Source organism: Ktedonobacteraceae bacterium (assembly GCA_035653615.1).
In the GTDB taxonomy this organism is placed as follows: Bacteria; Chloroflexota; Ktedonobacteria; order Ktedonobacterales; family Ktedonobacteraceae; genus DASRBN01.
In genome coordinates this window covers 54,748-76,015 of sequence record DASRBN010000018.1, presented here as the reverse complement: position 1 = coordinate 76,015, position 21,268 = coordinate 54,748, and the positions used below count along the sequence as shown (strand labels likewise).

The window sequence follows — 21,268 nt, the reverse complement described above, 5'->3', positions numbered from 1 at the left end:
ACCTCCTCGTTAATGGATGCCGGAAACGATCCAATATTTGTCTTCCTTACGAGCCGGATAAAGCTTTGCCCTCGCCACAAACGAGAGACTTTTCCGGCCGGATTGTGAAACAGACAACAAGATGACACTATGACCGTATAAGTATACGGACAAATAGAATTGCGCGCCGTAAGGTTCTCAAAACTCTCTTCCAGTTCGAAGTGGTTGCCTGAGTTTCTCCTTTACGATGGGATTGTTAAACGTTGAGAAGCGCCACAAGATGCACGCACTACAAGAGTTGTTGCTAATTGAAGACGGACGGGTTTATCTTCTACCTGCGCAGGTAGTGGCGAAAGGCGACTTGATGATTTGAGCGCCGGGCTATATCCATTCCAGCCGTTAACAGAGCGCGGCGAATCCACCAGGGAGAGTAGAAGTTCAATTCCGCGTTGCCCCATTTCAAAGAATGGCTGCCTGACGGTGGTAAGCGCGGGTTGCATGTGAGCAGACGCGGGCAGGTCGTCGAAGCCTACCAGGGCCAGATCATCGGGTATACGCAAGCCATACTCCTCAGCTGCCGCCATAACGCCGTAGGCCATGTAGTCACTGGCAGCGAAAATAGCAGTTGGGCGCTCAGGCAATTCAAAGAGAGCGCGCGCGCATTCCTTGCCGCCAGAGGGCATAAAATCCCCCTGTATAACCAGCGCGGGATCGATGGTGATACCGGCCTCGCGCAGCGCCTGGCAGTATCCTTCATAGCGATCATGCGAGACCTTGTACTTGAGCGGCCCCTGAATATGCGCGATACGTGTATGCCCCAACTGGATTAAATGCCGCGTTGCCTCATATGCTCCTACGCGATTGTCAGCGCTGATCCAGGGTGTATTTTCTGGCGGCAAGCGCTGGTCATCAAGCAGGACAACAGGAAAATCGCGCCGGTGTAATTCGCCAAGGTGATGGGAGGAAGGGCCGGGAAATATAGCCAGCAGGCCAGATGCGAGTTTTGTGCCGACGATACGATCGATGACATCGCTGCGGTCTTTGTCATGATTGGCTTCGGTAATACTATACAAAATAAGTTCGTAGGAAGTGGTTTCGATCACGTCGCCTATGCCACGCATGATCTCTGGAATAAGGGGCCACGTTAATGCGGGTACCAACACGCCGAGCAGACGATTTCGGCCACCGGCCAGGCCTGACGCGGCGATACTGGGTACAAAGCCTTGCTCATCCATAATGCGCAGTATGCGCTCCCTGGTCTCCGGGTCCACGTCTGGTTTCTGATTCAAGACGCGAGAAACAGTTGCCTTGGAGACGCCGGCTAAACGCGCGATATCCGAGATGGTGAGCTTATTCGACATACCAGGCCCTCTTGATCTTCTTTACAAGGCGGCTAAAAGCTCTGTCCCTGGCATAAACATAAATTTTTGACTATGTAACCGGAACCGGTACCGATTGCGAAACCGTTTACGTAACCGGTTACGAATAAGTATAATGATGAGTGCCCCTACTGTCAAGAGGTTTTGCGAGCAAAATTTAGACTTTTTGCCTGAGGTTCATGATGTGACTGTGACGCTGGTGGCGGTTAATGTTTGACCGCTTAATGAACCTTTTACGGTCACCTGATCTCCTGGCTTCAGGTCGCTGAAGGTGATTGTGCCACCGGTGCTGCTCGTATAGGTTGTCTGGTCGCTGACCATGACGGTCAAGGTTTTCGCCTTTTTGCCTGACTGCGTCATGACAAATTCATTTGTGCCGATGGATTGAATGGTGCCTGTGTAATTCTTTTCCTTATTTTTATTCTTTGTTTTTGTCGTCGTCGTGGTTGTGGGTACCGTTGTGGGAGTAGGAGTAACGCTCGCTGTTCCCGAACTCGCATGTGATACGGCGTAAGCCAGGCCAAAGCCGGCGGCACCCATCACTATTACGAGCAATGACCCAACAATGATAAGAGTTCGTGTACTCATCGCTCATCCTCCAACATAGTTTTCTATTATCATAGGTATTGTAATATGCGCTCAACAGAAAGTCACCACAATGGGAGGATTTTCTGCCTGTATTATAATCCGCGATATTCAAGAAAGGATCAAGCAGAGATTAATTTCTGCTGAGAAAGAGAGGGGTTTATGCATGTTGCCTTGCGTATTCTTTAAGGAATATCTATAATACCAGTGAAGTCGTGCTTCACCTATTCCAATTCATCAGGAGCGAATACTATGTATCAGGAAGCTCGCGTACAGGCAAATACGGACAATTCGGCTACATCAACGGTGCTGGTTATCGACGATGAAGAAAATATCATTGAACTGATCAAATTAGGACTGAAGTACGAAGGCTTCCATGTCGAGTCGGCTCCAGACGGGCCGCAGGGATTAGCGGCGGCTCAGCGGCTCAATCCCAATTTAATCATTCTGGATCTGATGCTGCCGGGCATGGATGGTCTGGAGGTCTGCCGCCGCCTGCGGTCTAATCCGACGACGCGGGATATTCCGATTCTGATGGTGACGGCGAAGGATGAGGTGCGCGACCGCGTGGTGGGGTTGGATACGGGAGCTGATGATTACCTGCCGAAGCCGTTCAGTTTTGAGGAGCTGGTGGCGCGCATTCGAGCGATCCTGCGGAGGCAGAGCCGTGGCAAGGATGATGGTGGCGACGGCAGCAGCAGTCAGATACTCCAATTTGGAGATTTGCAGATCAATACTGCTACACGCGAGGTGACGCGGGCCGGGCGGCTGATTGAACTGACGGCGACGGAATATAATCTGCTGCATCTCTTTATGAGCCATCCACGGCAGGTGCTGGACCGGCAGACAATTCTCAACCGTGTGTGGGGCTACGATTTTCTGGGTGAAACTAACATCATCGAAGTCTACGTGAGATATTTGAGGGAGAAAATCGAGGATTCTCCCAGCACACCTCGTCTGATCCAGACCGTGCGGGGAGTCGGGTATGTATTGAAAGGGTAGGTGTATGTCATCTGGAATCTGGGTATCTATCCTGGGCGTTCCTGCTTACTTCCATATGGCACCATTACTTTACCCTATCGAGACATCTTCCGCCGGTAAAGATGAACAGACTGACGCCACTGCCATCCCATATGGTGAATCTCACGATTCGCAGGGTGGGGAACCGCCAGGACAACCGCCCCAGCGGAATCGCTGGTTGCACTCCTTTTTGACTTTACGCTGGCGGCTCGCCACTGTCTATATTACCCTGTTCGCGCTTTTCGCGATCATTCTGAGCCTGTTTACGTATAATTCCATCTCCAGTTCGCTGCTACATGATGCACAACTGGCCTTTCCGCAGCGTGTGGTGCTGTTGCGAACGCAGCTGGTGCGCGATCTCTGTAACAATGTCTCGCTCTCGAACGCCGCTAATTTTCTTGGTCAGGAAGAAACAACCGACGATCTTGACTCGATTTACCTGTTGAATGCATCGGGCAAGATCATTGCGGGCAGCAATAGCGGGAACGCGGCAGCTGCAAGGGGCAGCACATTTCAGTATATTGACGCGTCATTTTTCAGCACATGGCATCCTACCGCTACGCAAACATTCACGGGCGCAAACTCCGATACTTCGTTCGATGGACTGTTATTATCGGTGCAACCGGCCCTCAGCTGCCCGGGTAAGAGCCAGTTCCAGGGCTACCTGGCGGCGACGACTTCCTACAGCATAGAACACGCGACGCTGCGCATTCTGTTGCTTGTGATCATTATCACCGCGCTGGTGATGATTGTTCTAGGAGCCATTATCATTCTCTTGCTGACGGGTGTAATGCTACGCCCGCTGAGGCAGATGATCGGGGCTACGCAGGCGATGGCGCGCGGGGATATGCAGCGGCGCGTGCGGGTACCGAATAGCGAAGATGAAATCGGGACATTGGCGGCCAGCTTTAACCAGATGGCCGACCGCCTGGAGCAATTGCTGGAAGAGCAGCAGGATTCGGAGAGGCGAGCGCGGCGCTTTGTTTCTGATGCCTCGCACGAACTGCGCACGCCGATCACCTCGCTGCGCGGCTTCACCGAAGTGCTGATGCGAGGCGCAAAGGATGACCCGGCGACAGCGCAGCGCGTGCTGCAACTGATGAAGTACGAGGCCGACCGCATGACGCGGCTGGTCAACGACCTGCTGACCCTGGCGCGCCTGGATGAGAATCGGCCGCTCGAAATGCGCTCAACCGACCTGGTTGATATCGCCATAGAGAGTGTGCGGCAAATCCGCAACCAGGCGCCGGAGCAGTGCAAAATATCTCTTGATCTGGTGACACAGGAGCGCCTGAAACTACAAGGTGATCCCGAGCGGCTCAAACAAATGCTGCTGATTCTGCTCGACAACGCGGTAAAATACGGCTGTTCAAGCAACACTAGCTCAATCATCCTGCGTCTTGACAAACAGGGCGAGAATGCTGTTATCCAGGTCATCGATAGAGGACAGGGCATCTCGTCCGAAGACCTGCCTCACATTTTTGATCGCTTCTACCGCGGCCAGCAGGTTCCGACTGCCAATGGCGCGCCGATTGGCGGCACGGGCCTTGGTCTTGCCATCGCTATCGCCATAGCCCGTGCCCACCATGGGACGATTACGGTTGATAGCGAACCGGAGAGGGGAGCGACCTTCACCGTGACGCTGCCATGCCCGTAGGGGTGTGCCCTGTGATCGCTCAATAGTACGTTTGCGCATCCCCCCACCGTGGAGTATAATAGGCATACAACGTCAATAACCCGGCAGATCAGGTATAGCAGCAATCCGTCCTCTTCATGCCGCTATGTGAGGCCGATCAATCGGCGGTGGGCGCGATCAATCGGCCCCTACGAGCAGTTTGGCGTTGAATCTAGAATCTGTGAGCATAGCTTATGATGCCATCAAAATCTAGAACCCGGCGAATCCATGTATTCCTCGCGGGGCTAACGTAAGCGATCTTCTGCCTTTTCTATCGTCGTAGTAGCATCCCCCCACGCGAGGCCGAGAATGGGATGTAACCAGTTCTCCAGGCGTCGCGGGGCCGAGAATGGACTTTAACAAAATAATGCAGCAACAGGCCGATCAATCGGCGGTGGGCGCGGTATGCCTGTCCCCCAGACAGGACTGCCCGGCCCCTACGGCACAGCCGTGGGTAATGCATCGCCCAACGAAGCCGTGGGATATTCATTCCCAGCTTTGCCGTAGGCCCCGATTGATCGCGGGCAGCGCCGATTCATCGGCAGGCAGAGCCGTGGGGGATGCATTCGGCTGCGCCGTAGGCCCCGATTGATCGTGGGCAGCGCCGATTTATCGGCCTCGCGTCCGTTGCCGGGTTATTTTGTCAAACACCATAATCGGCCCCAGAGAATATAGGATGCATTCAGTATGTAAGGGCGAGAAGCGGCGGGTATCCGTATAAGCGTTAACCTGAGACCGTCTAAGATAAGGAATCAGGACGACCAGTAGAGCGCGGATTCGCGTAGCGTGCAGGTGTGTAGAGAGTCGATCCATGGCGCTCGTCACGTGGCGCGCCTCTACAAGCCCAACGCCTCTCGTCGTTAGAATTGAGGAACGTATGTATAAAGGTCAATCAGGCATGTGGTCCTGGCTGCTGCATCGCATAACCGGACTCGGCGTTCTGTTGTTTCTGCTTGTCCACATTGTGGATATTTCTCTGCTGGGCTTTGGCCCGAAGGTTTACAACGACGGCATTGCCCTTTTTGCCACGCCCATTGTGCGCGTTATTTCGCTCTTGCTAATTGGCGCCGTCTTATATCATGCTTTCAATGGCGTCCGTATCATATTGATAGACTTCTGGCCGAAGGGGGGCCGCTACCAGCGCCTCATGTTCGCGGTTGTGCTCATAGCGACAATCGTGTGTTTCGTTCCGATGGCTTATTTTGTCGTGGCGCCGATCTTTGGACTGCCCGCCAGCAATACCGCGTCGGGAATGTAAGGGTCAGGTTTATGTCGTTCCTCGTAGAGGTGTATCTTAGGAGAAAACAGTTATGCGTATATCGACCGGCTATGGAGCGCGCCCAGGGGGCGGCGGATTCGAGACTTTCTCATGGTACTTCTTCCGCATCTCGGGTGTGGCGCTCATCTTTCTTGCCATCATTCACCTGTTCTTGAACCATGTGACGACGGATGTGGCCTGCACCAGCTACCAGCTCATCGCTTTGCGCTATGAAAATCCGTTCTGGCGGCTCTACGACTGGCTGCTACTGACGCTTGCGCTCTTGCATGGCATGAACGGCCTGCGGATCGTCATTGATGATTATGTCCATACCCGCAGCTGGCGCCTGGCCTTACAATCTACGATAGGCATCTTGACGCTGATCTTTTTTATGTTAGGCACGATCACTTTAATCACGTTCCAGCCGGTGCCTGGGACGGTTGCCGGCCAGTATTGCATTCATTCATAGATAAACTGAGTGACCCCGGCCGTGTCATTCTTCGCTGCGCTCAGAATGACACGGCCGGGGTCACCCGGATGACCGTTTTTAGTGGTAAAAATTCATTACCGCGTCCCAGGAGTGAGGCCCAGGTAGCGGATATAACCTGAGAGGAAAGAGGCTATGTATCATAAATTTGATGTTATTATCGTTGGTTCTGGTGGCGCCGGCCTCATGGCGGCGATGCAACTGCCCAACGCGAGTGTGGCCGTGCTGACCAAAGTCTATCCCACGCGCTCCCATACCGGAGCGGCGCAGGGCGGTGTCGCGGCGGCGCTGGGCAACCAGGAAGAAGACCACTGGAAATGGCACATGTATGACACGGTGAAGGGTGGCGACTACCTGGTAGACCAGCCTGCCGCGGAAATCCTGGCGCGCGAAGCCATTGATGCCGTTTACGAACTTGAACATCGAGGCCTGCCTTTCAATCGCACCCCGGATGGGCGCATCGACCAGCGACGTTTCGGCGGCCACACGCGCAATTATGGCGAGGCGCCCGTGCGACGCTCCTGTTATGCCGCCGACCGCACCGGCCACATGATCCTGCAAACGATGTACCAGAACGCCATCAAGAACGAAGTGCGTTTCTTCAATGAGTTTCTCGTCCTCGACCTGCTGATGAACGAGGGACGCGCCTGCGGTGTTGTTGCCCTGGAGATTCGCAACGGCGAAATTCATACGTTCCATGCCAGGGCCGTCCTTTTCGCTACCGGCGGCTACGGGCGGGCGTGGCGTGTGACCAGTAACGCTTTTGCCTGCATGGGCGACGGTATGTCCATCGCTTACCGGCGCGGCATTCCGCTGGAAGATATGGAGATGTACCAGTTCCATCCTACCGGCATTTACAAGGTGGGCGTGCTGCTGAGCGAGGCGGCGCGTGGTGAGGGAGCCAAATTGCTCAACGGCAAGGGCGAGTACTTTATGGAACGCTACATGCCCACGCTCAAAGACCTGGCCCCGCGTGATATCGTCTCGCGCTGCATCATCCAGGAAATCAAGGAGGGGCGCGGCGTGGATGGCAAAGACTACGTGTTCCTGGATGTGCGCCACCTGGGCGCGAAGGTCATCCAGGAGAAATTGCCGGATATCACGGATTTCGCGCGCAACTACCTGGGTGTCGAGCCGATTACGGAGCCGGTACCGATCCAGCCGACCGCGCACTATGCCATGGGCGGCATTCCGACCGATCTTGACGCGCGCGTGGTGATTGACCCGCAGTGGACGCCGCTGCCGGGCTTCTATGCCGCGGGTGAGGTTGCCTGCGTCTCCGTGCATGGAGCAAATCGCCTGGGTACGAATTCGCTGGTAGACCTGATCGTCTTCGGGCGGCGCGCCGGCAAGCACATGGCAAAGTTTATTACCGAAAACGAGCACGTGCCGCTGCCGCCGGAGCCCGAAGCCTATTCACGCGAAATGGTCGATCGCCTGTACACCTCAACCGGCCACGAATCGGCGGCGCGCATTCGCTCCACGCTGCAAAATGAGATGCTTGAGCGGGTCTTTGTCGAGCGCGATGAGCGCGGCCTGCGGCACGCGCTGGATACACTCGACGGCTTGCAGGATGCCTATCGAAAAGTGGAGTTGCAGGACAAAGGCAAGACATTCAACACCGAGCTGGTTGAAGCCATCGAACTTGGCTTTCTGCTGGACTGCGCGGAGGCGACTATTCATGGCGCACTCGCGCGTACTGAGAGCCGGGGCGCCCATTACCGCACCGACTACCAGAAGCGCGACGATGTCAACTGGCTCAAACATACACTGGCCTACAAGGGTAGCAAAGCCCACGATGTACGGCTGGATTACAAAGACGTGGAGATGGTCGATGACCCCATTTTCAAACCGAAGGAACGCAAATATTAGACTGGAGAAACTGACATGCAGGTAGTAATGCGCATCAAGCGCTATGACCCGGAGAAGGATCGCAAGCCGTACTGGGATGAGTTTCGCGTTGAAGCCGATCCCATTGATCGCCTGCTGGACGCCCTCAATACGGTCAAGTGGACAATGGATGGTACGCTGACGTATCGCCGCTCGTGCGCGCATGGCGTGTGTGGCTCCGATGCCATGCGCATCAATGGCCGCAATCGCCTGGCCTGCAAGGTACTGATACGCGATGTGGGCAATAAAGTGACCATCGAGCCGATGCTTGGCTACCCGGTCATCAAGGACCTGGTGGTGGACATGGACCCGTTCTTTGAGAAATATAAGTCCGTCAAACCCTACCTGATTACCTACGATTCGGAGCCAGGAACCGAGCGCCTTCAGAGTCCAGAGGATCGCGCGCGTTACGATGAGGGCACCAAGTGCATTCTCTGCGGCGCCTGCACCGGCTCCTGTCCATCCGTGTGGGGCAATCCAGACTGGGTTGGACCGGCATCAATTGTGAACGCGCACCGCTTCATTTTCGATAGTCGCGACCAGGGGGCCGCGGAGCGACTGGCTATCCTGGGGCAGCGTAACGGTGTATGGCGCTGCCGCACGATTTTCAACTGTGCCGACGCCTGCCCACGCGGCATCCCCGTAACCGATCTTATCGAACAGGTGAAACGGGCGATTGTGTATAATGATGCGAAGACGGAATAATTTATTGTGAGATAACATTTCCACAATTGCTTGGCGACGAAACGAATTACTGGATGGTTTATAGCTGAACGCACTTGTATCCACAGGTGCGTTCAGCCTACATCTCAAAAAGAACTGGGAATTACATTATGCTCATTCATAGAGCCATATCCCTATCAGAGTTACAAAGGAAGGAGTGTACTCCTGGTAGTAAGAGAAGTAAAACCTTGCTTGATTGGCGTATTGGATATGCCCCCAGTTATTTCCGGTAAGTATATCGTAAACCCCTGAAAGGTTCGGGTCAACGAAACCTCCGCCGCCCCAACAGTACTCGTTGATATTCCCATTGAAATTGTTCCAGACTGCGAACCAGCCGCCCGGTCCACTACTGCAATTTGCTGGCGTGATCTTTGGTTTCACCTTACCAAAAGGAAATGGTTTCTTAATATTTAAAAGTCCTCTTTTGAAATGCTGACTCACTGTTGGAGAAAATGTATCTTTTTCTGTCAGAACGAGTGTAGTTATCTCTCTATCCAGGCAGACAACTCATCACTTATGTAAAGCTTTGATTCAATTGTGGTCCCCTCTTTGAAGCCCTGTCTAGACATTAACCACCATAATACTCCTCCTGTTAATAACACTAGCAAGGGTTCGATAGGGGCACGGAAACGCATATCGCCATAGGTGACAATATTCTGAACAATGGTTAAGCCGATTACCAGGTAGACCACCAGGAGTCGTTTTTTATGTTGTTTCCAGGTAAGGAGAAGTCCCAGAGCAGCCAGAAAAAAGATGGGTATCGACATGAGAGGGATCAGACGGAACATGAAAATTGATAGTGGACGGGTAGGGAATTCTTCAAAAGGCAGACCATGTGAATAGGTATATGGTATCCAGGTATTAATAAAGTGCAGGCCCAACAAATAAGGCATAGCAGTTAGATGCGCATGTATCCAGGACAATGCCCGTGCCGTATCAGCTTTATCATCTGCTGGTGTATAAGCATATGCGTCGTGGCTAATCGAGTGTAGTGGCGGTTCCCACATTCCTGGCGCCGCAAGGCTACCGTTTAAAACGACATTATTATAAACGCCTGAAAGAACTTCTCCTGTTCCTGTTGATACAGGAACGAAGGCATGGCTAACAACATAATTCCGATAGCTCCAAGGCGCAACCATTATTGCAGCTATACATGTAATAATCAGGCTACTTCTGACGGCTACTCGCCAGGGCACGATTTTTGCGAACATAACAATTGCGGCCCAGGCATAAACTAGACCAAATACAATCAGACCATTTGGTCGGGTAAGGGCCAGGAATCCAAGAAATACTCCACATACGATGATCCAACGTCCATTCTGAAATATCCTGAAGCATCTATTTTTCGTGTTCAAAGCTGATGGCAGAGGAGCATTCTGCAGCCGATAGAGTGAGTACGTAAACATCAACAGACAAAAGGTGTACAGGGATTCGCTGTAAAGCCATCCATCGTAAATGAAAAGCCCGGTGTAAATTGCAGCTATTGTGCCGGTAAATAGAGCTACGTGCCGACCGAAAAGGTCTTTTGCAAAAATATAGATAAGTACACAGGTTCCAGAGCCAAGAAAACACAAAAAGAGACGCGCAAAAAACTCTTGCTTTCCCGCAAACAAGTAAATGACCGCAATGATAAATGGCCACAGAGGAGGACGACTCACTGCTGGGTGGTAGGTATAGAGACAAAAGCAATGTTCATCGACAAGCTTCTGCGCTATATTATTATATAGGGCTGCATCGAATATCGGAGTATAATCACGAGCAATAGTGAGATTGTAGGTGATACGTACGAGTAAAGCGAGGCAGAAGATGATAATTATAGGACTATATTCCTTCAAATGTTTCATTTACTGGACCTTCTGCATCCTACATATATGTATTTGCCCATAAGAAGAGACGAGTAGCAGAGAATAAAGTAACGAAATAGGCGCAGAACCTATTTTTATGCATATTTTTAGGAAAGCGACTGAGCAGATTCTCGCGCCAAAAACAGAAAGGCCGAACCGCTGCCGCACTTCTGGGGGGGAGAAAATGCAGCCCGCTCTAACTAGAGCGCGGTTCGACCCTCTAGACGGAGACCTGCTCCGTCCAATTGAAAGAGAGAGGTATTCTGCTTTACTACGTTGAGCGCCGGAAAGAACTGCTAAAACGCATCACACCGGTTCTCGTCGTGTTGGGAAGTGGCACGCGCTGCTTTTCGGTATCCTGCAACACTTCTTCAAGCCAGATATCGCCGCACACCGTACACATGCCATGCGTGGCATCATAGGTTTTATCTACAGGCGCGGATATTCGCTTGCCGAAATCATCGATGAGCCGCAAACACCAGGCACACTGTCGCTGCATTTGAACCCCTTTCTGCCACAACAGGCCAACCGTTCGTTTTTTCGTTATGTAGCAAAGTACGCAACAAGGTTGCAATGTGCTGTACCGGCCACTCAGTGGCCTCTCGTATTATTCCCAATATTTGGGAAAGGTACGTGACATTCCCCAAATTTGACGCCTTGCAGTGTATTCGAATACACATTCGTATTGGTAAGATCATGCACTACAATAGCCAGCGGGACGTTGCAATGATTGATTGCTATTGTCAGATTGATCTTCCCCTTGTTATCGACAATCACGATACGGCGCTGCTTTGGCTCGCCTGATGCAGGCATTGTTACCAGCACCGCGACTTTATCGCCAGGTTTAAAGCCTGAGCCGCAGATGGCGATGAGCGATTGCTTGCGCTCCTGATTGTTTGTGCAATCCCAGATGCGCGCACCTGACTGTCCCTGGCCTGTTTGATTCGCCGTCGATGGCGCCCGGTGCTGTGGCAGCGTTATGCCTTTCGGCTGGCCCACCTGAGGTATACCGGACTGAGCCGGGATGAAAGGCAACGCCTCACCATAGAACACCCTGCTGGCAGCGAAAACGATGCCAAATGCCAGCATGGTTAAAAGCACCATCAGAATTAACGCGGCATATACCGGAGATAGCCGACTTACAGGCTTGAAATATCTGCAATAGCGCAGGAACCAGCGTTGTACCGGCTCGAGTCGTCGTATGAGGCGTGTCGATAAACGGCGCTCATACCTGGCGGCCTCGGCCTGCAGGCGATTGAAAACCCGCTCGGGCGGCACATCCGTGTATCTGAGATGGCGCTGCATCGTCTTCAACGTGCTGAGTACATCAGCGGCATCTTCAAAATTTCTGCTCATGTCAAGACAACGTGGGCACTGAAATACATGTTGGCGAATCTGGATTGCTAAGGGACCATCAAGCTCCTGCCGTTCTAAGGCCAGTAACATGCTATTTTCAGGATGTTCCTTACCAACTTCATCCAGCACCCACCCGTTTTTTCTCGCCATAGGCTCTTTTTACACCATCACTTTTGCACTCCAGGGATGTGGTAACAAGCAAATCAGGCCTTTAAATGTTCCACTTTCTGAGGCATTGATGCGGGAACTTTCCCGTATACCGCGCGAAATTTCTCTACGCCGCGCGCTACACGTTTACGCACTGCCTCAGAACTCATCCCCATGACCTGGCCAATCTCCTCATAGGTGAAGCCGCTGCCATAATGCAGTTGCAATACTGCCGCGTCCTTCGGCTTCAACATGCCCAAAGCCTGCTGGACCAGAATGCGTACCTCCGTCTGAGCTTCGGGGCCTGCCTCGGTCAGGCTCTCATCGTACATCTCGCGCGCCTCGAGGCCAACAAACTGTTTCAGGCGTTTGCGGTTGAGGTAGCGCAGGCCAAAATTGGTCGCGATACGATAGATCCATGCATCCAGAGCGAGGTCGTCCGAGGTCTTCCCGATTTCCTTATACACCTGCAAAAATGTATCCTGCGCAAGGTCAAGAGCCACTTCGCGGTCTCCCACGAGCCGATGCAAATACCCGGTGATAGGCTGTTGCAAACGTTCGATCAAAGAACGGAAGGCATATGCATCCCGCGCGCGCAGGCGCTCTACCACCTGAACATCCGTCAACATGTTGGCCTTTTCAGCGACTTCCCCGTTTCTGTGTTGTCCCCTTCACTTACTATAATCATTCACGGGGAGCAATCCGGACAAAAATTTGTCGAGTTTTTTTGGGGGCATACCAGTTTGCGAAGTTCTGATATTACCTGTATTAGAAGACGTTTATGAGGCAGAGACGGTAATGCTGTGGTAGCCTGATGACCCATTTGGTAGAGGGGGTGCTACGTTGGGGTCCTGGACATTTCCTTCCAGGTCGATGGCGCGTACCGTCACGACATAGCTGCCGGGAGCGGGCTTCCATGGCAGTTCCCACAGCACCCATGTCAGATCCGATAACGGTTTTTTCAATGTTGCGCGCTGCCAGGTCCTTCCCATATCGGTACTCACATCAACCTCGCTGATGCCCTTTTCTCCTGAGAACGCTACGCCGGCGATATAGGTGACGCGGTTGGCGGGCACGCTTGAGCCATCCAGGGGAGTATCGATACGCGAGGTCAGGCGCACGGGCGCGTCATCGCTCCAGCCGCGCTGCTGCCAGTAACCCTGGTAATTTGTATTGACAACTTCGATGCGCGTGAGCCATTTAACATGCTTCATGCCGTAGATGCCCGGTACCAGCATACGGGCTGGGAAGCCATGCCCATCAGGCAGCGTGGCGCCATTCATGCGTACGGCGAGCAGTGTTGTCGGCTCAAGCGCCTTCGACAGGTGGATGCTGTCGCTATAATCGTCCGCGGCATAGAACACGACCTTCGTGGCTCCAGGTTTCACTCCGGCACGCTGCAACAGGTCTTTGAGGGGAACGCCCTCCCACTGCGCGTTGCTCATGTATGGTCCACCCACCTCGTTGCTGACGCACATCATCGATTCGTATTGCGTTTGCATTGGCTGGGCCAGCAATTCATCGTAGGTGAGCGAAAACACATGTTCGACCTGCCCATAGACGACCAGTCGCCAGCCATTCGCGCTGACGGTGGGGTCGGCATACAGATTTTTGGAGACGACATAGAACTGATCATTGGAAGTAACTTCCGGCGAGAGGAACTTTACCGGCGTAATGGCGCCGTAATTGGGCGTTGGCGGCGGCATGATCTTACTTTTATAATTCTGCAACAGCTGGGCAACGGGCACCTTCGATGTGCTGACGCCATCGGTGATAAATTTCCACAGCCCCACGCCCAGCAATCCAATGCCGGCCAGCACTATACCACGCTGGACTAATTCGCGGCGCGATATGCGACCGTAATCATCGTCTGCTTCAGAGGCCGCTTTTTGCAACGCCTGTGATGGCTGCATCCCGGCCTTCTCCTCACCTGGTACATGGGCCGTAATCCAGCGCTGGAATAGCACGAAAGATAGGCCAAAGACCGCGCCGACTACCGCCAGGCTAATCATACCGGTGGCAAATCCGGCATTCAGATTAGCCCCGAAGAATCCTGAACCGATTGCGGGTAGCAAAACCAGCCCGGCGAAGAGCCATAAGATGAACGCTAAGAGCGAGCCTTGCTGCCATTCCAGGCCTTTGCTGCCAGGATTGACGCGCCGGTTAAAAATCGCCCCGCTCAGCGCAAATACAAGACACTGTCCCACCAGGATGATGTAGAAAAGGTAGTGTTTCGCGTCCGCGCCAATGGCCTGGTGCAGGTATTCGAACCACGATGGGGGCATTAATCCTGTGATTGTCGAACCGAATTCCTCTGGCAGCGATACGCCGCCAAATGTGACGCTGAGAAACAGCATTACGCCGGTCGCGATCAGGCCAGCCGCCAGGCCGGCCACGAAACCTATGCCAGATGTATTATTTCGCCGCAATAGCTTTTGATGCTTTTTCATGGCAGTATCTTTCGTCAGCATGATATAGGTAAGTATATTATAAAGTCCATAAAGTTACACGAAATTGCGGCATAAAATTTACAGGGGCCTCATCAATTTGACCGCTACTTCAGCGACTCCAGAAAATCCAGCACTACCCGGTTGAATTCTTCTGGTTTCTCCATATTGAGGTGATGTGCAGTGCCACGAATAACGACCTTTTTCGCGCCCACGATCCCTTTTTCGAGTACATCTGCTATCTGGAGGATGACGCGCACATCCTGATCGCCGACAATGATCAGTGTCGGAACATGAATTTCCGAAAGCCTCCCGACCGCCGGTTGCCCTTGATGTTCCGGCTCCACATCCTCCAATACATCTGGACGCTCATAGTTACGCCTTGTCATAGCGCCCACTTTCGCGCGTACAACGGGATCAACCTGGTCTGGCGTGCGGGCAGGGCCATCTGTCCATTTACGGAGCGTTAGCTCGACCGCACGATCAAGATTATGCTGTTCGAGCGCCTCACCCACCTCTTTCCAGTGAGCCTGCTCTTTCTCATTCTCCTTCTTGTCCTCAGGCACAAAGCCACTTAAACCCATAGCCACCGGAATAAGCGCATCTACCATTTCGGGATAGCGGAGCGTAAAATCAATTGCAATCGCCCCTCCCATGGAGAGTCCGAGTAAATAGGTTTTCTCAATGCCCAGATATCGCAGCAGATCATGCACATCCTTCTCAAGCGAAATCGTTTCCCCTTGCGCCGAGAGCAGTCCCGAATCGCCAAAGCCGCGCATATCAAAGCGCACGACCCGGTAGTGTTGCGCGAACGCCTCGAACTGATCGTCCCATAATTTCCTGTTGACCAATCCGCCATGAATTAAGGTTAGCGGATGACCCGTACCCGCAACTTCGTAACACAGCCACGTTCCATTTACCTCTGCGAAGCCTGTTTGTACTTCCATCTTCTCAGTCATGAATATTCTCCTTCAAGGTTTTCTTAGCTTGATCCCACACCATGCCAGTGTATCATGAAAAGTGGAGTAATGCGAGGGCATCCTCCATACTGTTCGCGTAAGCCCGGAGATTGCATAACCTCGTACCTTGTCTCACCTCCTCAAATAGGGTATTATCTGAATCGTCGCTTGTGTTAATAATTCTGTTTGTTTAATGTAGGAGTCCTATATGAATCAGGCCCAGATCGCCGGCTCGCAAAATTTGCCGCTGGTTTTAGCTGTAGACCTTGGTGGCACGCAGATGCGTACAGCGGTATTGCAGGGGGCCAGGCTACTTTCGCGCGTAGGCCTTCTCACGGGAGCCAACCGCACTCCCGAAAGCGTCATTCCGCGTCTTCATAACGCTATACAGCAGGCGCTTGACGAGGCTCATGTCTCGCTGGACCAGGTCGCGGGCATAGGCATTGCCACTCCAGGCCCATTGGATAACCGCACAGGTATTATCTATTCACCACCAAATATGCCTGGCTGGGACAATGTTCCGCTGCGTGATCTTTTCAATGAACGCTATAAGGTAGCGACGTATGTTGAGAACGATGCCAACGCCGCGGCCCTCGGTGAATTTCTTTTCGGAGCGGGCCGTGGCTATAAGAATATTGTGTATCTTACGATCAGTACCGGTATCGGTGGCGGCATCATCATCGACGGCAGGCTGATTGAGGGAGCAAGTGGGACAGCGGGCGAACTGGGACATATGAGCATTGATTGGCGAGGAGTGCCGTGCAGCTGCGGCAGTACCGGTTGCCTGGAGGCGATGGCTTCCGGTACCGCCATCGCACGCCGCGCCAACGAAGCCATCGCGGCCGGTGAGGGTGTTGAATTGCTCGCCTTTGCCAGCACGATGCTGGAACACCCTGATACGGTTCCCGACCCGGCAGCCTTACCAACACAAGAATCGTCGACGCTGCCATTGAACGAGCAGGAAGAGTTCGATGCTGCCGGAGAAGCGCTGCGGGTGAATTCTCGTACCGTAGCACGGGCAGCTGAGGCCGGCGTACCCCTGGCACGCGAGATCATTACCAACGCGGCTGAAGCGCTCGGAGCCGGGCTTGTCAACATCATTCATATCTTCAATCCCGAAATGGTCATCCTGGGGGGAGGCGTGACACAGATGGGGCGCATGCTGATGGAGCCTGCCCTGCGCATTGTGCAAGAGCGTGCTATGAAAGCTCCCCGCGAGGCCGTTCAGATTTCCCTGGCACAGCTCGGCACCAATGTGGGGCTGATCGGAGCGGGCGGATTGATATATTACTATAATAATCTTCTAGCAAGATAAGCATGGCATCAAACAAGGAACGTCTCGATATTGCACTAGTGCGGCGGGAGCTGGCTCCGAGCCGCGAACGGGCGCGCGCGTTAATCATGGCTGGGCAAGTATATCTGGGGGATCGCGTGGTCGATAAGCCGGGCACGCTTGTAGCGCCTGACGCCGATGTTCGCCTGGCTGAAACGCCGGAGGAATTGAAGTATGTCAGTAGAGGGGGTCTGAAGCTTGAAAAGGCGCTGGAGACCTTCCACCTGGAACCGGCGGGCCTGGTGGCGCTCGATGTTGGGGCCTCAACCGGCGGCTTTACCGATTGCCTGCTGCAACATGGGGCGAAACGGGTTTATGCCATCGATGTCGGACGCGCTCAACTGGCGTGGAAATTGCGCAACGATTCGCGCGTCGTCGTCATGGAACATACCAACATTCGCAATGTTAGCAGCTTACCGGAGGTCATTGAGTGCGCTGCCATCGATGTCTCGTTTATTTCGCTGCGGCTTGTGTTACCCGCCATCGTACCGCTGCTGGCGCACGGGGCGTGGGTAGTGGCGCTGGTCAAGCCCCAGTTCGAGGCCGGTAAAGCCGAGGCCGACAGGGGCGCGGGCATCATTACCGACCCTGCTGTACACGAGCGCGTGCTGAATGAACTGCAGGGCTGGATACGCGAACATACGCCCTTTCTGATAAAAGGCTTGACCGATTCACCGATTTATGGGCGTGAAGGCAACCGGGAGTTTCTTTTACACCTCAGTTTGGGATAAAATAGAACCAGATTCTGGGAATAGCGTCCGAAAAGAAAAGAGGTATGCCCTATGTTGACCATCCCGAAGATCGTCATACCAGATTTGTATAATGCTGCTACCGATTTCCTGGATCGCAATGTGCAGGAAGGGCGGGGCGCAAAAACCGCTATTTATTACGAGGGAAACGCCTATACCTACGCGCAGATCGCGGAACTCGCCAACCGCGTGGGTAATGGCCTGCGTGAGCTGGGCGTTGATCTGGAGCAGCGTGTAGCATTGCTCATGCTCGATTCGCCTGAACTTGCTGCCGCCTTTTTTGGAGCCATGAAGATGGGAGCCGTGCCTATTCCCATCAACACCAACCTGCGCCCGGATGATTATGTCTACATGCTCAACGACAGTCGAGCGCGCGTGCTGCTGACGCATGCCGTGCTATGGAAACAGGCGCAGGCAATTCTACCTCAACTCAAGTACCTGCGTCACGTTGTTGTAGTTGGACTCGAAGAGAGCGGGGAGCATGAAACGGCTACCGTGCATGACTTCGAGCGATGGGCGCAAAAAGCCTCGCCCGACCTGCAGGCCGCCGAAACCAGTCGCGACGACAGCGCATTCTGGCTCTATAGTTCGGGCAGCACCGGCTTTCCCAAGGGCTGCGTCCACTTGCAGCATGATATGGCCTACTGCACAGAATGCTACGCCAAACCTATTCTTAACATTTCCGAAAACGATATCACCTTTTCAGCGGCCAAACTCTTCTTCGCCTATGGCCTTGGCAACAACCTGTACTTCCCATTTGCCGTAGGAGCCAGCGCTGTACTCTATCCGGGACGACCGGTGGCCGAGGATATGTTCAAGGTCGTGCAGCAATATCGTCCGACCATCTTCTATGGCGTGCCAACGCTTTACGCGAGCATGCTGGCCCTGTCGGATGCCGAGAAACGCTTCGATTTCTCCTCTGTGCGCATCTGTGTCTCCGCCGGAGAATCGCTGCCCGCCGATATCCTACGCCGCTGGCAGGAGAAATTCCATGTCGATATCCTGGATGGCATCGGCAGCACCGAAATCCTGCATATCTTCATCAGCAATCGCATTGGCGAGATAAAGCCGGGCAGTACCGGCAAGCTTGTGCCGGGTTATGAGGCCATCATTGCCGATGAAAAGGGCCAGCCTGTACCGCAGGGCGAAATCGGCAACCTGCTGATTAAGGGAGATAGCACCGCCGCGTACTACTGGAACAAGCACGAGAAGACCAAAGATGTGATCAACGGCCACTGGATTCATACCGGCGACAAGTATTACCAGGATGAAGAGGGCTACTACTGGTACTGTGGACGCGCCGATGATATGCTCAAGGTCAGCGGCCAGTGGGTTTCACCGGTCGAGGTAGAGGCGGCACTGATCGCGCACCCGGCGGTACTCGAAGCCGCGGTAGTGGGTGATCTTGACGCGGAAGGGCTGGTTAAGCCGCGAGCATATGTTGTTCTCAAGCACGGCTACGAGCCATCGGAGGGGTTGGCGGACGAACTGAAAGCATTCGTCAAGAACCGGCTGGCCCCTTTCAAATACCCTCGCTGGATCGAGTTTGTTCCCGAATTGCCCAAAACCGCGACCGGCAAAATACAACGCTTCAAGTTGAGGGGCGGAGAGGAAGTTTAATCAATTTTCTTTTTGTAGGAAGACATTTATGCAGCAAGCCTATCGAGTACTGAGAATTGTATCCGAGGCGCAAACGATTCGCATCATTTTATCGTCTCATCCAGGCGAGCTGATGCTTAAGGAATTAAGCATCGCCTGCGCTTCCCTCAATACTGAAAGCAGCAGCGGCATTAAAGCTGTGGTACTGGATTTCACGGGGGAATTGCAGCAAGGCATCAAAGATGTACCGGTCACCGACGAGGCAGTACAGTATGCGACGGGCAAAATGCGGGGAGCAAGGGAGCCGGGCAGCGTCTCCACCGTTGTGGAGGTGGCGCTTGCATCAATCCAGGCTATTGCTCAACCCGTGCTGGCAGTCGCGCGTGCCACTCCATCGGCGGCGGCCTGGTTGCTGATTGAGGCTGCTGATCTTACGCTTGTAGCCGATGAGGCTGTGCTGACTATATCAAATGTGCAGGCCGGCAACGAGGCGCTGAACGGTGTGCAGGCAGCGCGCCTGGGGTATGTCACCTGGTCTGTACCTTCTAGTGACATACCCAAAGAGATGGAACACATCCTGGATATGCTGCGGGAAAAAAGTGCCATAGCGCTGCAACTTACCAAGGCCAGCACGCAGCTGGGTCGATCTTCGCAGACCAATCACGCGACAGCGCTTGAAACCTTGAAGCAGGTCAACGCATTCTATCTCGAAAAGGTGATGCAAACAAAAGATGCCAGCGAAGGCTTGCAGGCCTTTCTGGAGAAACGCAAACCGAACTGGAAAAATATGTAAAAAGATCTTACATTGCTAGAAAGAAGTTTTTCGATGGCAAGAAATGCCCCCTGGCAAACGCTCTCGTACCGGCAGATTATTGATAGTCCCTTTCTGAAAGTGCGGTGCGAGCAGGTAGCCATTCCCAATGGGCCTCTGATTGCTGATTATTACATCATTGAAAATCGTGGTTGGGTCGGCATCGTTCCTGTAACGGAAGATGGACGATTTCTCATCAACTCTCAATACAAGCACGGTATCGGACGCGAGGTGCTTGAATTTCCGGCTGGCGGTATTGATGCAAACGAGGACGATCCGCTGGTAACGGCGCGGCGCGAGCTGATGGAGGAGACGGGATACAGCTTCGATGATGACAAAGTGGAGTTGCTGGCCCACATGTATGCCAACCCGACCGGAGCGCGTACCGAAGCCTGGTGGTACCTGGCCCGCGATGTGCGCAAGACGGGTACGCCCAAGGTTGATCCCGCTGAGGTTATCGAAAACCTGCTGGTTACGCCGGAGCAGTTGCTGGCAATGATTCATGATGGCAGCTTCGCGGTCATGGGCCAGATTCCCGCCGCGTATATGGCACTGGAACGCCTTGGATACTTGAAATCCTGTTTCTAGTTCGCGCCCAAAGGAGTAGTAATCATGCCCATAGATCACAGCCTTGTTGGTAAAAGTTCTGAACCTCAAACGTTTGAGGTGACGGAAGAAGCGGTGAAACGCTTTATGGAGGCCACGGAAGACCCGGCACTGCAAAGCGGGGAGCCATTGCACTACGCTCCGCCAACGTTTCCTACGACCTTCCGCACGCGCATTCCAGGCCTGGAACTGGATGGCAACAAGATGCAATTGTTGCACGGCGAGCAGGAATATCACTATACTCGCCGCCTGCGGATAGGCGAGCAGGTGACATGCGTTGTACGCATTGTGGATGTGCGCCAGAAGGCAGGGCGTACCGGCTCTATGACATTCATTACGAGTGAAACGACCGGAACCGATAGCGAGCAGCAGCCGGTATATACGGCCCGCAGCATTTCTATTGTGCGCGAGAAGTAACTTC

At 53.5% G+C, this 21,268-nt stretch carries 21 protein-coding genes; 13 read left to right on the top strand and 8 right to left on the bottom strand.

Annotated features, from left to right (window positions below; all coding sequences use genetic code 11):
- Window positions 1-221: 221 nt before the first annotated feature.
- Complete coding sequence (locus VFA09_09685; protein HZU67538.1) at window positions 222-1,340, bottom strand: LacI family DNA-binding transcriptional regulator; 1,119 nt, start codon at window positions 1,338-1,340, stop codon at window positions 222-224.
- A 195-nt stretch (window positions 1,341-1,535) separates the two neighbouring features.
- Window positions 1,536-1,946, bottom strand: coding sequence for a DUF5666 domain-containing protein (locus VFA09_09680; protein HZU67537.1), 411 nt, complete (start codon window positions 1,944-1,946; stop codon window positions 1,536-1,538).
- A 249-nt stretch (window positions 1,947-2,195) separates the two neighbouring features.
- Between VFA09_09680 and VFA09_09675 the strand changes: the two genes are divergently transcribed.
- From VFA09_09675 to VFA09_09645, 7 genes are all read left to right on the top strand, one after another.
- Window positions 2,196-2,945: a response regulator transcription factor gene (locus VFA09_09675; GenBank protein ID HZU67536.1), complete on the top strand. Its 750-nt coding sequence runs from the start codon at window positions 2,196-2,198 to the stop codon at window positions 2,943-2,945.
- 4 nt (window positions 2,946-2,949) lie between these two features.
- Complete coding sequence (locus tag VFA09_09670) at window positions 2,950-4,620, top strand: HAMP domain-containing sensor histidine kinase (protein HZU67535.1); 1,671 nt, start codon at window positions 2,950-2,952, stop codon at window positions 4,618-4,620.
- 367 nt (window positions 4,621-4,987) lie between these two features.
- Window positions 4,988-5,230, top strand: coding sequence for a hypothetical protein (locus VFA09_09665; GenBank protein ID HZU67534.1), 243 nt, complete (start codon window positions 4,988-4,990; stop codon window positions 5,228-5,230).
- A gap of 219 nt (window positions 5,231-5,449) precedes the next feature.
- A complete protein-coding gene (sdhC, locus tag VFA09_09660) occupies window positions 5,450-5,896 on the top strand; it encodes a succinate dehydrogenase, cytochrome b556 subunit (GenBank protein HZU67533.1) in 447 nt (148 codons plus the stop codon).
- Between the two features lie 52 nt (window positions 5,897-5,948).
- Window positions 5,949-6,365, top strand: coding sequence for a succinate dehydrogenase (locus tag VFA09_09655; protein HZU67532.1), 417 nt, complete (start codon window positions 5,949-5,951; stop codon window positions 6,363-6,365).
- A gap of 153 nt (window positions 6,366-6,518) precedes the next feature.
- The gene (sdhA, locus tag VFA09_09650; protein ID HZU67531.1) at window positions 6,519-8,255 is read left to right on the top strand and encodes a succinate dehydrogenase flavoprotein subunit; all 1,737 of its coding nucleotides are present in this window, start codon (window positions 6,519-6,521) and stop codon (window positions 8,253-8,255) included.
- 15 nt (window positions 8,256-8,270) lie between these two features.
- Window positions 8,271-8,978 (top strand): succinate dehydrogenase iron-sulfur subunit, encoded by a 708-nt coding sequence (locus VFA09_09645; GenBank protein HZU67530.1) that lies wholly within the window; start codon window positions 8,271-8,273, stop codon window positions 8,976-8,978.
- A gap of 500 nt (window positions 8,979-9,478) precedes the next feature.
- Here VFA09_09645 and VFA09_09640 read toward each other — a convergent pair whose 3' ends face one another.
- The 6 genes from VFA09_09640 to VFA09_09615 form a co-directional block, all read right to left on the bottom strand.
- Window positions 9,479-10,840 (bottom strand): glycosyltransferase family 39 protein, encoded by a 1,362-nt coding sequence (locus VFA09_09640; GenBank protein HZU67529.1) that lies wholly within the window; start codon window positions 10,838-10,840, stop codon window positions 9,479-9,481.
- Between the two features lie 271 nt (window positions 10,841-11,111).
- Complete coding sequence (locus tag VFA09_09635) at window positions 11,112-11,339, bottom strand: hypothetical protein (protein ID HZU67528.1); 228 nt, start codon at window positions 11,337-11,339, stop codon at window positions 11,112-11,114.
- Window positions 11,340-11,431: 92 nt separating this feature from the next.
- Window positions 11,432-12,346, bottom strand: a complete 915-nt coding sequence (locus VFA09_09630; protein HZU67527.1) for a hypothetical protein — start codon at window positions 12,344-12,346, stop codon at window positions 11,432-11,434.
- 53 nt (window positions 12,347-12,399) lie between these two features.
- Window positions 12,400-12,972 (bottom strand): RNA polymerase sigma factor, encoded by a 573-nt coding sequence (locus VFA09_09625; protein ID HZU67526.1) that lies wholly within the window; start codon window positions 12,970-12,972, stop codon window positions 12,400-12,402.
- Between the two features lie 150 nt (window positions 12,973-13,122).
- Complete coding sequence (locus tag VFA09_09620; GenBank protein ID HZU67525.1) at window positions 13,123-14,793, bottom strand: molybdopterin-dependent oxidoreductase; 1,671 nt, start codon at window positions 14,791-14,793, stop codon at window positions 13,123-13,125.
- A 104-nt stretch (window positions 14,794-14,897) separates the two neighbouring features.
- Window positions 14,898-15,749, bottom strand: coding sequence for an alpha/beta hydrolase (locus VFA09_09615; GenBank protein HZU67524.1), 852 nt, complete (start codon window positions 15,747-15,749; stop codon window positions 14,898-14,900).
- 208 nt (window positions 15,750-15,957) lie between these two features.
- On the opposite strand from VFA09_09615, the gene VFA09_09610 reads away from it, so the two are divergent.
- Genes VFA09_09610 through VFA09_09585 form a run of 6 tightly spaced genes read left to right on the top strand, consistent with a single transcriptional unit; the run spans window position 15,958 to window position 21,264 of the window.
- Entirely contained in the window at window positions 15,958-17,064 is a 1,107-nt protein-coding gene (locus VFA09_09610) for an ROK family protein (GenBank protein HZU67523.1), read from the top strand.
- A 2-nt stretch (window positions 17,065-17,066) separates the two neighbouring features.
- Window positions 17,067-17,813 (top strand): TlyA family RNA methyltransferase, encoded by a 747-nt coding sequence (locus tag VFA09_09605; GenBank protein HZU67522.1) that lies wholly within the window; start codon window positions 17,067-17,069, stop codon window positions 17,811-17,813.
- A gap of 51 nt (window positions 17,814-17,864) precedes the next feature.
- On the top strand, window positions 17,865-19,451 hold the full coding sequence (locus VFA09_09600; protein ID HZU67521.1) for a benzoate-CoA ligase family protein: 1,587 nt from the start codon (window positions 17,865-17,867) through the stop codon (window positions 19,449-19,451).
- Between the two features lie 28 nt (window positions 19,452-19,479).
- The gene (locus VFA09_09595) at window positions 19,480-20,223 is read left to right on the top strand and encodes an enoyl-CoA hydratase-related protein (protein ID HZU67520.1); all 744 of its coding nucleotides are present in this window, start codon (window positions 19,480-19,482) and stop codon (window positions 20,221-20,223) included.
- A 33-nt stretch (window positions 20,224-20,256) separates the two neighbouring features.
- Entirely contained in the window at window positions 20,257-20,829 is a 573-nt protein-coding gene (locus VFA09_09590) for an NUDIX hydrolase (GenBank protein HZU67519.1), read from the top strand.
- Between the two features lie 24 nt (window positions 20,830-20,853).
- Window positions 20,854-21,264: a MaoC family dehydratase N-terminal domain-containing protein gene (locus VFA09_09585; GenBank protein HZU67518.1), complete on the top strand. Its 411-nt coding sequence runs from the start codon at window positions 20,854-20,856 to the stop codon at window positions 21,262-21,264.
- Window positions 21,265-21,268: the final 4 nt, after the last annotated feature.